The organism is Paenibacillus albiflavus, from assembly GCF_004344915.1.
GTDB lineage: Bacteria > Bacillota > Bacilli > Paenibacillales > NBRC-103111 > Paenibacillus_AM > Paenibacillus_AM albiflavus.
Window position 1 is genome coordinate 1 of the sequence record NZ_SKFG01000008.1, and the last position, 11,923, is coordinate 11,923.

11 protein-coding genes and 1 riboswitch are annotated in these 11,923 nt (G+C 42.3%); of the genes, 3 read left to right on the forward strand and 8 right to left on the reverse strand.

The window, feature by feature from the left end; all coding sequences use genetic code 11:
- Positions 1-383: 383 nt before the first annotated feature.
- The 5 genes from E0485_RS09285 to bcp form a co-directional block, all read right to left on the reverse strand.
- On the reverse strand, positions 384-1,763 hold the full coding sequence (locus E0485_RS09285) for an NCS2 family permease (RefSeq protein ID WP_132417756.1): 1,380 nt from the start codon (positions 1,761-1,763) through the stop codon (positions 384-386).
- Between the two features lie 154 nt (positions 1,764-1,917).
- Positions 1,918-2,017: riboswitch (purine riboswitch) on the reverse strand.
- 113 nt (positions 2,018-2,130) lie between these two features.
- A complete protein-coding gene (locus tag E0485_RS09290; RefSeq protein WP_132417757.1) occupies positions 2,131-2,457 on the reverse strand; it encodes a hypothetical protein in 327 nt (108 codons plus the stop codon).
- 217 nt (positions 2,458-2,674) lie between these two features.
- Positions 2,675-4,213 carry a glutamine-hydrolyzing GMP synthase gene (gene guaA / locus E0485_RS09295; RefSeq protein ID WP_132417758.1) on the reverse strand — a complete coding sequence of 513 codons (1,539 nt, stop codon included), beginning with the start codon at positions 4,211-4,213 and terminating at the stop codon, positions 2,675-2,677.
- A gap of 133 nt (positions 4,214-4,346) precedes the next feature.
- Positions 4,347-5,648, reverse strand: coding sequence for a polysaccharide deacetylase (locus E0485_RS09300; protein WP_132417759.1), 1,302 nt, complete (start codon positions 5,646-5,648; stop codon positions 4,347-4,349).
- Between the two features lie 146 nt (positions 5,649-5,794).
- Positions 5,795-6,262, reverse strand: a complete 468-nt coding sequence (bcp, locus tag E0485_RS09305) for a thioredoxin-dependent thiol peroxidase (protein ID WP_132417760.1) — start codon at positions 6,260-6,262, stop codon at positions 5,795-5,797.
- A 167-nt stretch (positions 6,263-6,429) separates the two neighbouring features.
- Between bcp and E0485_RS09310 the strand changes: the two genes are divergently transcribed.
- Complete coding sequence (locus E0485_RS09310) at positions 6,430-6,615, forward strand: hypothetical protein (protein WP_132417761.1); 186 nt, start codon at positions 6,430-6,432, stop codon at positions 6,613-6,615.
- A 123-nt stretch (positions 6,616-6,738) separates the two neighbouring features.
- Here the strand turns inward: E0485_RS09310 and E0485_RS09315 are convergent, their stop codons facing one another.
- The 3 genes from E0485_RS09315 to E0485_RS09325 are packed head-to-tail and all read right to left on the reverse strand — an operon-like array spanning position 6,739 to position 9,410.
- Positions 6,739-7,524, reverse strand: coding sequence for an ABC transporter permease (locus E0485_RS09315; protein ID WP_132417762.1), 786 nt, complete (start codon positions 7,522-7,524; stop codon positions 6,739-6,741).
- Between the two features lie 4 nt (positions 7,525-7,528).
- Positions 7,529-8,323: an ABC transporter permease gene (locus E0485_RS09320; RefSeq protein ID WP_132417763.1), complete on the reverse strand. Its 795-nt coding sequence runs from the start codon at positions 8,321-8,323 to the stop codon at positions 7,529-7,531.
- Positions 8,316-9,410: an ABC transporter ATP-binding protein gene (locus E0485_RS09325; protein ID WP_132417764.1), complete on the reverse strand. Its 1,095-nt coding sequence runs from the start codon at positions 9,408-9,410 to the stop codon at positions 8,316-8,318. Before E0485_RS09325 ends, E0485_RS09320 begins: the two co-directional genes overlap by 8 nt.
- 95 nt (positions 9,411-9,505) lie before the next feature.
- Here E0485_RS09325 and E0485_RS09330 point away from each other — a divergent pair, with 95 nt between their 5' ends.
- Together E0485_RS09330 and E0485_RS09335 are read left to right on the forward strand one after the other, a co-directional pair.
- A complete protein-coding gene (locus E0485_RS09330; RefSeq protein WP_132417765.1) occupies positions 9,506-10,534 on the forward strand; it encodes an LCP family protein in 1,029 nt (342 codons plus the stop codon).
- Positions 10,535-10,558: 24 nt separating this feature from the next.
- On the forward strand, positions 10,559-11,881 hold the full coding sequence (locus tag E0485_RS09335) for a glutamate-1-semialdehyde 2,1-aminomutase (RefSeq protein WP_132417766.1): 1,323 nt from the start codon (positions 10,559-10,561) through the stop codon (positions 11,879-11,881).
- Positions 11,882-11,923 lie beyond the last annotated feature (42 nt).

Here is an 11,923-nt window from a genome sequence, read left to right on the forward strand (position 1 = left end):
TAATCTCATTTATTTCTTCACTCGTTGTTCAGTTTTCAAAGGACAATTTCTTTCGTTTCTATCATCTCGTTACTTGCGAGACAACTTTTATATCATATCACTTGGCTCGTGTTTCTGTCAAGAACTTTTTAATTTCTTTTTTTCAAGGAGTCAATCGATTATCGATCGTTTCCTTCAAACATCAGCACGTCTACCGAAGTGACAAGGAGTATCATATCAAATACTAGAGTCTAGCGCAACCCTTTTGCGAGATGAAAAATATGACAATTGAATTCCACACTAAATTAGCTGCTCCTACTCCACCCTTTAACTTACCTACTAAAAAATAAAAGCCCCGATGATGAATATCGAGGCCAATCTATTTTTATTGGAACTTATTAATTCTATTCTATACCAAGCAAGACAAAGCGAACGACAACGAGTATTGCTAGAACCCACATTAACCAGTGAACTTTATGCTCGCTCTTACCTGATACGCGGCCAACAGTTGCTAAGATAACATAAGTCACGATACCAAATGAAATACCGTTAGCAATTGAAGAAGTGAAAGGCATAAGAACAATCGTTAAGAAAGAAGGAATTGCTAAAACCATATCCTTAAAGTCAATCTCACGTACGGATTGAATCATTAGAACACCTACCACGATCAACGCAGCATTTGTTGCAGCACTTGGAATCAATAAGATAACTGGAGCAATAAATAACGCAAGCAAGAAGCAAACACCTGTTACGACTGAAGTAAGACCAGTGCGTCCGCCTTGTGCTACGCCAGCTGAGCTTTCAACATATGCTGTAACTGTGGAAGTACCAACAAGTGCACCAGCACTAACACCAATTGCATCAACTAGCATCGCTTTACCGATTTTTTTCGTACCTTTTTCTTTATCCTTCATAAAGCCTGCACGATTAGCTGTACCAACGAGCGTACCGAATGTATCGAACAATTCAACGAAAGTGAATGTTAAAACGACAGTTACGATCCCTGCAGATGCAATTGCTTTAAAATCAAAGTCTGCAAAGCGAACTTGCGTTAAGTCCGGCAACCATCTTGCATCAGCTGCAGACAAGACACCAAAGTCAACAATACCTAGAGCCATGCCGAAGAGTGTTGTACCTAGAATACCGAACAGAATCGCACCACGAACACCAATAACCATCAAAATTGAAATTAGAATTAAGCCAAAAAGCAAAGTGATAATCTGTGGATCAAACAGATCACCAAGCCCGAAAACAGTTTCAAAGTATAGCAGCTTTTCAAATCCGCCTTTTGCATAATTCTGATTTGCTTCAAGAGCAATTGTTAGCAAACCGGAGTTTTTGATACCTAAAAATGCGATAAACAAACCGATACCTACTGTAATCGCATGCTTCATACTGTCTGGTATTGCAGTAACCATCATTTGTCTTACTTTAGTTAAAGTTAGAACCAAGAAAATCATACCAGAGATAAATACTGCAGTTAATGCCATTTGAAAAGTAAATTCGCCTTGCGAACCAAGAATAACCGTCGCAAAGAAAGCATTAAGACCCATACCTGGAGCGAGTGCAACTGGGAAGTTTACGAATAATCCCATCAGAATCGTCATTACACCGCCAGCGATAGCTGTAGCTAGGAATACTTGATACCAGTCCCCACCTGCACCAGATAAAATATTCGGGTTAACTGCTAGAATGTACGCCATTGCCATAAACGTCGTTAAACCAGCCATAATCTCTGTTCTGATGTTTGTGCCATTTTCCTTCAATTTGAAGAAATGTTCCATTGTGCTTGATTCCTCCTAAATATTATGATTCCCTTTGACAAATAGAAAAACCTGCAATCCACTTAGGACGCAGGCTACGTAAAATGAAGGAATAAAGCATAACGACGCAAATTATGAGCATACGCATTAGCATGCAGAATAATAGGCGCACTAGCATGTACCTTGATTTTTTCGTAGCCAGACCATTTGCGGTGATCCGTAGAGACTCTTGGGCCAATTCCCATGATTATACGAAAACAAGCTTTGTTATAATCTTATTTTAAATGGAACTATCGAATTTTGTCAACAAAAAATCCGAACATTAGTCAGATTAGTTCTAATTAGTGTTCGGATTCAACTATACTTTCATATCTATTGTCGCATGTTATTATGCTCTAAATTTAATATCAGAATCTAAACTGTGCTGATCGACTGCCTCTAAAGCCGCTTTCGTCTTTTCCAACTTTTGTTGGAGATATTCTTTGACTTTATCTTTGATTGTCTTCCGAGCTTCCGCGACCTCATTAGAGTCCAGCAGCGCTATTTGGTAAGAACCTGAAAATTTAGTTTCTTCAACTTTTCCGATCATGCCTTTATCAATTCTTTTTCCTGCACAAACATAATACTTGGGTTTCTCTTTAATATCCCCAAATACATCCACTACCTCTATGTATTCTCCGGATCTAGATCTGCCTGATACCATATAAATTTGCATTTTCCTTACTCCTCTCTGTTTTTCGTGAGTGTGTCTTTGAAATACTTCATGAATCATTCTGAAATGCCCTAGACTGTACATTGAATATTTATTCATATCATTCTAATGGAATCCTGCCATCCGTCAATACTAAACGAATAACTTTTCACAAAAAAATACTCCCTTCTATTTGCGGAATAACACAGATAAAAGAGAGTATTTTTCGTGTTGTACTAACCTATTCCCACTCAATCGTTGCTGGTGGTTTGGAAGTTACATCGTAAACGATACGGTTTACATTCTCAACTTCGTTGACGATACGCACGGAGATTTTCTCAAGCACATCCCATGGAATACGCGCCCAGTCAGCGGTCATGCCATCGATAGAAGTTACAGCACGAATGCCGACAGTATAAGAATACGTACGCTCATCACCCATAACGCCGACACTCTTCATGTTAGGCAGCGCAGTGAAGTATTGCCAAATTTCACGGTCAAGACCTGCTTTAGCAATCTCATCACGAAGAATCGCATCCGATTCACGAACAATGTGCAGTTTATCTTCTGTTACTTCACCAAGTACACGGATCGCAAGACCAGGACCTGGGAATGGTTGACGCCAAACGATAGCTTCTGGCAATCCGCACTCTTCCCCAACTTTGCGGACTTCGTCCTTGAATAAGGTTTTGAGTGGCTCGATTAGCTCAAACTTGATATCTTCAGGCAATCCACCAACATTATGGTGAGATTTGATGGTTTGTGCCGTTGCTGTACCACTTTCCACGATATCTGTGTACAGTGTTCCTTGAGCTAGGAAATCGAATTGACCTAGCTTCTCGGATTCCTCTTGGAAGCAGTAGATAAACTCGTTACCGATAATTTTACGTTTTTGCTCTGGATCATCTACACCCTTAAGCTTGCCTAAGAATCGCTCACGAGCATCAATTTTGATTACGTGCATATCGAATTTGCCAACGAACGTATCCATTACGCTCTCAGCTTCACCTTTACGCAATAAACCATGATCAATAAACATACAAGTCAATTGATCGCCAATTGCTTTATGAATTAGAATCGCTACAACAGATGAATCGACACCGCCGCTTAATGCGCATAGCACTTTGCGATCGCCAACTTGTTCGCGAATTTCACGAATTTGATCTTCTACGAACGTTTCCATGCTCCAGTCCCCATGGCATCCACATACTTCATAAATAAAGTTGCGAATCATTTCGTTTCCGTGCACAGAGTGACGAACCTCAGGATGGAATTGTACAGCATACATATTTCTTTCAGGATGGGACATTGCTGCAACAGGCGCATGTTCCGTACTTGCATCAATAACGAATCCTTCTGGTATTTCGACAACATGGTCGCCGTGACTCATCCAAACAACCTGCTTGAAATCCAGACCTTTAACCAAGGAAGCAGATTCTATAAAATCAATTTCGGATTTACCATATTCACGTTTACCCGCACGCTCTACTTTACCATTTAGTTGATGAGCCATTAATTGCATCCCGTAGCAGATACCCATGATTGGAATTTGCAGGTCATAGATAGCAGGATCAACATGAGGTGCACCCTCACCATATACAGAAGCTGGACCTCCTGAGAATACGATACCTCGTGGATTAAGTTCGCGGATCTTCTCTATTGGCGTATTATACGGCATTAATTCACTGTATACGCCCAAGTCACGAATTCTTCTTGCAATCAATTGATTATATTGTCCACCAAAATCCAAGACAATAATAATTTCGTTCGGCTTCGACATGACTGGCCCCCCATAGTAGCATTTAAATTATATAAGACTTTTGTCGCTAAAATTATTAGCTTTAATCCAATCAATTATATAGATAGTCCATAAGAGGGTCAAGAAGAAGCGAGTAAGCTGTCAACATATGCTATCATTTATAAAATGAACGTATTATACGACTCGACAACTGGTCATCTTTTCCCGGGAAATATTGTTGATTTGTGTTATCGACGGCATAAGCAAAAAGCTCTTTCATACAATCCATAGAAATATAGTATCGATTGTTAATTTGTTCAATATCTCTCAATTCATACATTCCAACACGCTGTCCAAGATAAAAAATCTCCGCTTTACGATTCGTATCGGTGAATCTAATCGATGTTTGACCTAGTCGAATAAGGACAGATTGCTCTTGTGGATTCCAAGTAACTGATGCACCCATACCTTCAGCTATTGCACGAAGCGACACTTTATCACTAGGATTAGACTTATCTGAATCAAGCTCAGCGACTAAGGCAGATGAATTTATTTGATCTTGCTCCTTTGCAGCGTAAGCAAGAGATTGACTGACTTGTTTATTGAAAAAATCGAGGCTGGTAGAATGACTCCATTTTTGTTTAACAGATACATTGAATTGTGCAGGCTTAACATTCTCTGCTAGAGGTGCAAATGAATAGCCGAGCTTTTGATAATATCGAATGATCTCCGGCAAAGCCTTAACAGACTGTTCATGCCCTGCTCCATCATGAATCAGAACCGTGATTTCATGCTTAAGCGGAGATTTTTTAACAGCTGCAATAATTTCGGATGCCGGGACCCCTTTTCTACGAGAATCCTCACTATCGACATCCCAGTCATAAACTAAGTATCCAGCCTGATCAAGATAATAAAAATAAAACGCATCAAAATTCATCCCAGTTCCACCTGGTGCACGAATTAATTTGGGACGAATGCCTGTTATTTGCTCAATTCGAGCTTCGTTCTGCTGAATCTGTTCCCAAAATCCACTAAAACCATTGCTATATAATTGCTTGTAATCATGGTTATAAGAATGATTCCCAATCGTATGCCCCTCATCAACCATCCGTTTCAACATTTCCTCACGCAATTTGCTATTCAACTGATCGCCACATACGAAGAATGTCGCTTGTATATTTTCTTTTTTCAATAGATCCAGAACTTCAGGGGTTATTTTACTGGGACCGTCATCAAATGTAAGATAAACCGTAGGCTTTTCTGGTATTTGGAATGACCTCGTTTCCATAATTTTATGGCCAGATTGAAGCTGTTTATAGAGAGATCCATATACTGACAGAATCTGATTCGGATCACTTGATTGCGCATAAGCAACCGTAATGAATTGAGACATCAGCAACAGACAGCATACAGCGACAATCATTCCAAATCGTACTAGACCCCTCATATACTGATTAAATGATAGTTTACTAAACATCGATTATCCCCCACACTCTACTAAGAAATAGTTGAATAGCTGATAGATTATATGGATGAACAATCGATGATATGACTATAGCTCAACATAAAAAAACTGCCATATCCGCAGAAAGAACTACGAACATAACAGTTTAGTGTACAATTTTACATTTCTTTGATCGTTTGGAGCACCTCTTCAACATGGCCTCCAACCTTTACCTTACGCCATTCACGAACAAGCTTGCCTGACTCATCTATTAAGAAAGTCGAGCGTTCAATTCCCATATACTCATTGCCAAAATTCTTTTTCAGCTTCCATACGCCGAATAGTTCGCTTACTTTATGATCTACGTCAGACAAAAGTACAAAAGGTAACGAGTGTTTATCGATAAACTTCGCATGTGACTTCATATCATCGGCAGATATACCGACAATCTCAGTATTTAATGCTGTAAACTGTTCGACATGATCGCGAAAATCGCCTGATTCCTGCGTACAGCCCGGTGTCATATCTTTGGGGTAAAAATAAAGCACAAGCTTCTTCCCCTGCCAACTGCTTAAGGATCGTTCTTCACCGCTTGAGGCAGGTAAGCTAAAGTCTGGTACGGGTTGTCCTATAGTTAGTTCGCTCATTCTTTCCACTCCTATCTGATTTACAAAGCAACTGGAGCCTTACGCTTTATTTGGCGTCTCCTTCATTATGCACGAACTGTTTTAATTAATTCAACAAATCCCTCTTGAAGCGTCTGTCAAAAATGATTAGAATGAGGACATGGTCTACGGAAAAAGGAAGGTGTCTTATGTCTGAGAATAATGAGATCAAAAAAGTAAGCTTAGCTGACGCGATCAAACAAAAGCTTGCCGAAAAGAAGCAACAGCAAAATCAACCCAAAAATGATTTTGGCGGCGGTAACGCAGGTAAAATGATGAGAACTCAAAATAACAAAAAACCTAACAACCAGCGCAGACGCACAGGCGGATCGTAGAATAACAATCTGCCCATTCATTCAATAATTCAAAATTATCATGTGGACGTAAAGAATACGCCGCTCTAATCCAAGGCATTCCTTGGTTAGAGCGGCGTATTTGTTTAACTGAGCGTTGGTCTTCTACGACCCTGCCCCACGATATCGCTTTACCCCGACTTTCCAGATCATGAGGCTGAATGCTAGGAACACACCGCCTATGACTGGTGTTAGCAGTGCATAGCCGAGCCAGTTACCAGGATCGAGAAAATAAGCTGATGGGTAGAAGCCAACGAACGCAAATGGAAGAATCCAAGTCAGCATGCCACGTAATAATTTGTTATAGATCGTCACTGGATATCTGCCATAACTTGATAAATTGTACATGAGTGGCATAATCCCCGTTGGTGCATCTGAATAAAAGGCAGTTGCGGCCATCGTCACATAAATCCCGCCATAGACGCATACAGCACCGATCACAAGCACAATAAACACAAATGGATCGTACCAATGGAAGGCAAGATCAAGCTGAGTCCAAGAATAGCTCATAATCACAAATCCGACTATCGTACTAAAGAAAGAGGAAGGGTCGAGATTCTCCAGCATAATTTGCCACAAGCTATTAGCGGGACGTGTCAGAATTCGGTCCATCTCACCTTTGACAATATAGCGTTCTGAGAAATTCCATAGATTAAAGAGCGTACCGAAGATTCCATAAGGAATCATAAAAAATCCGTATATAAACAAAATCTGTTCCCGATTCCACCCACCGAGCGAATCCGTTTGTCCAAATACAACTAAGATAAAGAACAAATTAAGACCGTTCATAAGCAAATCGGATAGGACCTCAATCCAAAAATCCGAACGATACGTGAGACGGGTTTTCATGTAATTTTTCAAGTAATCGACAACTAATGATAGATAGAACACCTGATCAACCTCCCTGCACGAACAAGCGCGTTCTGGCTAGACGCCACAGCACAATGATCGGTATGATCAGAATGAGGAACCAACTCACCTGAATGGCAAGTATCGGCCAAACGCCTGATCCCGTAACTCTGCCAGTAAACACCGAGCTAGGCAAATAAGTAATCGCCTGGAACGGCAATACATTCATCACCTTCTCTGCCCATCCTGGAAACATCGAGATCGGTAGAATTAGACCTGAGAACAGATCGATAAGCGTTCTCTTCATACGGATCATCCCGTTAGCATTCTCCATGAAGAACGCGGATAAACCCGTAATAATATTTATCTGGGAATTAATAAGGAAAGCAAAAAATAACATTATGAGATAGATTCCCCAAACGCCGATATCTGTCGGCAGCTCTACTGGGAACAAGAAAGATACGATGATCAAACCAGGCACGGAGAACATCAGGAAACGGAAGATCCCCTCTCCTAATCCTTGCATCACTTTAACGACAACATAGTTGTAGGGACGGATGAATTGGATCGCAACAGAGCCATCTCTTATTTCATTCACAATCTCTCGATCCAGATTATTAAAATAAAAGGCTCTGCTCATCCAGGAAACGACAACATAGGTGGTCATCTGAACAAGCGTTAGTCCACCCATCTCAGTTGCATCCCCATAAATGGCTTTCCATAGAAAATAATACGCACCAATATTAATGGCATAAATTAATATACCGTTGTAATAATTGACTCGATACGCAAGCATCGTCAAAAAACGCATTCGAATCAATTCTATATATGCACTAAACATGTGTTACTTCCTTCTCCTTCAGTTCATCTGAATCGGTACCAGCGGCGGCTCCTTCTATTTCACTAATCACCGTTTCTAGTCGTGTCACATCGGCAGATCCCGATTTATAGATTTCGCGCACAATATCATCTGTGTTAGTTTCAACAATGCGGACATCCAGAATGGACAGAGTACCAACAATTCTGGCCAACATGTCCGAAATTTGCTCAGCTTGCGGTACGAACGCTGATGCCATACGTTCATTATCAAGCTTCCATGTAACATCCATTCCCGAGGTTAAACTTTCCACCTGCGATAAGGAAACCGAAGAAGCGAACTCGAATATGACTTCTTTGCCTCCACCCCATCTAGCTTTGAGTTCATCCAGTCCGCCATCATAAATAATGTTACCATCGTCGAGCATAATAACACGCGAACATAATGCTTCGATATCCTGTAAGTCATGTGTCGTAAGCAGAATAGTCGTACCGAACCTGCGATTCATATCTTTGAGAAACTCACGAATTTCGGTTTTGACCACGATATCAAGTCCAATGGTTGGTTCATCTAGGAATAATACAGACGGATTATGCAATAAAGATGCCGCTAATTCACAACGCATCCGTTGACCTAAACTTAATTTGCGAACGGGTCTGGATAGTAGTTCTGCAAGTTCAAGTCTCTGAACAAGCTCATCCAATCTATCCTTAAAATCCTGTTCGGGTACTTGGTATACTTTGCGCAGTAGCTGAAAAGACTCAATTACACCTAAGTCCCACCATAGTTGAGATCGCTGACCGAATACGACGCCTATTTCGCGAACAAATTTCTCACGCTCTTTATAAGGAACATAGCCGTTTACAAGCACTTGTCCCGAAGTGGGAACCAAAATACCTGTAAGCATTTTGATCGTTGTCGATTTACCAGCACCATTCTCACCAATATAACCACAAATTTCACCCTGCGGAATGGTAAAAGAGATGTCCTTAACCGCTTTTACATGGCGATATTCTCTATTGAATAAATCCCGAAATGCACCCGACAGTCCTGCTCGATTCTTTTGCACTTTGAAATCTTTACGTAAGTCACGTACTTCAATGGCTTGCATAATTCTCCCCCATATTCTTGCTATCTTACTTTTTGACGATCTATAATAGTTTTCATGATACACCAACTTCCAAGCTTCGGAAAGGAGCCAGTCATATGCGTAAAAGGTGGATCAAAATTGTACTCGCACTTGTCCTTGTGATCGGTGCAATCGCGGCATATTATATTATCCCGATTTATAATTTTGCATCACATATTTCAAACAAATCTGATCAGGATACAGTTTTTAACAAAGAACAAGACAAGAAGAATCCGCCGCCTAAATGGGAAAGAACGGATCGTGTCAATATTCTAGTACTTGGCAGCGATTCGCGGGAGTCCAATAAGAATGAACGACCTCGTTCGGATTCCATGATCGTCTTATCCATCGATCCTGTAACGAAGAAAGCCGCCATGATGTCGATTCTTCGCGATCTATATGTAAAAATTCCAGATCATGGAGAAAATCGAATTAATGCCGCTCTTGCGTTCGGTGGACCTAACCTTGCAATGAAAACGGCGAGCGACTTGCTGGATATACCAATACAGTACTACGTCTATACGGATTTTGAAGGTTTTATTTCATTAGTGGATGCAATTGGCGGGATAACGCTTGATGTCGAGAAGGATATGAAATGGGTCGATTCCGCAGATAAGCATGTATACGATATTGATCTTAAAAAAGGCGTGCAGCACATGGATGGCAAAACGGCTCTGCAATACGTTAGATTCCGTCATGATAATCTGCATAATATCGGTCGTTCCGAAAGACAGCGTAAATTCATCAGTGCGGTTTTTGATAAAATGAAATCATTCTCTTCTATTGTAAAATTACCTCTAATTTTAAATAAAATGGAGCCGTATATTCAAACCAATATTCAGCCTGATGACATGACAAAGCTCGCCAGCCTTGCTCTGAATGTGAATACATCAGATATTCAGTCCGTTCAGATTCCTCCTAACAATCTCTACAATGATAAAAGGATTAACGGAATGGCCGTTGTCACATCGGATAAGAAGAAGCTGCAGCAATATGTGCAAGATGTCTTCTCCGGCAAGATTGCCGAAGAAGCTAAGCTGAAAGCGGAGAAAGAGAAAGAAAAGCAAGCAAACCAATCCGGAGAGAACAAGTCAAAAAAGAAATAATGATGATCAAAGGGGAAACGCCACATGAATCACAAGCAATCTGAACTTTTACATCAAGAAGCATTACAGCATATTGTCGGAGGTGTGAACTCTCCCTCCCGTTCCTATAAAGCAGTCGGCGGTGGGTCGCCTGTCGCAATGAAGCGCGGACAAGGCGCTTATTTCTGGGATGTAGATGATAATCGCTATATTGATTACCTTGCTGCTTATGGACCGATTATTACAGGGCATGCCCATCCTCATGTGACAGAAGCGATTTGTCACGCAGCGCAGAATGGGACGCTTTACGGCACACCAACTGAATTAGAAGTTAAATTTGCCCGCATGCTGAAAGAAGCGATTCCTTCCATGGATAAGGTTCGTTTCGTAAACTCGGGGACGGAAGCAGTTATGACAACGATTCGCGTTGCACGTGCATTTACTGGCCGTACGAAAATTATTAAATTCGCAGGCTGCTACCACGGTCATTCCGACCTTGTGCTTGTAGCGGCAGGCTCTGGCCCTTCCACGCTAGGTACGCCAGACAGCGCAGGCGTTCCAAGTTCGATTGCGCAAGAAATAATTACCGTTCCGTACAATGACCTTGACGGATTGCATGAGGCGCTTGCGCATTGGGGTAAAGATGTCGCGGCGGTTATGGTCGAGCCCATCGTCGGCAACTTCGGCATGGTCATGCCGAAACCAGGATTCCTCGAAGGGCTATGCGCAGCCGCGCGCAAGAACGGCTCCCTCGTCATCTATGACGAGGTCATCACCGCGTTCCGGTTCCACTACGGAACGACACAAACCTACGATGGCCTTGCCTCCACGCCAGAGGCGCGCGCGGCCATCGAGCCAGACCTTACGGCCCTTGGCAAAATCATCGGCGGTGGACTGCCGATTGGCGCCTACGGGGGCCGTAAGGAAGTCATGGAGCAGGTCGCTCCGCTCGGACCTGCTTATCAAGCCGGCACGATGGCGGGTAATCCCGCCTCCATCAGTGCCGGCATCGCCTGCCTCGAGGTGCTTCGCGAGGCAGGGGTGTATGAGCGCCTCGACCGCATGGGCGCGAGGCTGGAGCAGGGGCTTCGTGACGCTGCTCAGCGTCACGGTATTCCGCTCACCGTAAATCGGATCGCTGGAGCGTTGTCCACTCACTTCTGCGATCATCCCGTGACGAATTTCGATGAGGCGAATGATACAGACGGCGAACGTTTCGCCGCGTTCTTCCGCCTCATGCTGGAGCAAGGCATCAACCTCGCCCCTTCCAAGTACGAGGCTTGGTTCCTGACCATCGCTCATACGGACGAGGATGTCGAAGAAACCATTGTCGCGATCGATCGCGCTTTTGCCAAACTTAACTCATAGACGTCAAGAAGGCTTTCCGCCCAGCATATGATTCTGCTGGGT

Excerpts from the sequence above, each read along its gene's own strand:
- E0485_RS09285 (WP_132417756.1), bottom strand. The coding sequence starts at position 1,763 with ATGGAACATTTCTTCAAATTGAAGGAAAATGGCACAAACATCAGAACA.
- E0485_RS09290 (WP_132417757.1), bottom strand. The coding sequence starts at position 2,457 with ATGCAAATTTATATGGTATCAGGCAGATCTAGATCCGGAGAATACATA.
- guaA (WP_132417758.1), bottom strand. The coding sequence starts at position 4,213 with ATGTCGAAGCCGAACGAAATTATTATTGTCTTGGATTTTGGTGGACAA.
- E0485_RS09300 (WP_132417759.1), bottom strand. The coding sequence starts at position 5,648 with ATGTTTAGTAAACTATCATTTAATCAGTATATGAGGGGTCTAGTACGA.
- bcp (WP_132417760.1), bottom strand. The coding sequence starts at position 6,262 with ATGAGCGAACTAACTATAGGACAACCCGTACCAGACTTTAGCTTACCT.
- E0485_RS09310 (WP_132417761.1), top strand. The coding sequence starts at position 6,430 with ATGTCTGAGAATAATGAGATCAAAAAAGTAAGCTTAGCTGACGCGATC.
- E0485_RS09320 (WP_132417763.1), bottom strand. The coding sequence starts at position 8,323 with ATGTTTAGTGCATATATAGAATTGATTCGAATGCGTTTTTTGACGATG.
- E0485_RS09325 (WP_132417764.1), bottom strand. The coding sequence starts at position 9,410 with ATGCAAGCCATTGAAGTACGTGACTTACGTAAAGATTTCAAAGTGCAA.
- E0485_RS09330 (WP_132417765.1), top strand. The coding sequence starts at position 9,506 with ATGCGTAAAAGGTGGATCAAAATTGTACTCGCACTTGTCCTTGTGATC.
- E0485_RS09335 (WP_132417766.1), top strand. The coding sequence starts at position 10,559 with ATGAATCACAAGCAATCTGAACTTTTACATCAAGAAGCATTACAGCAT.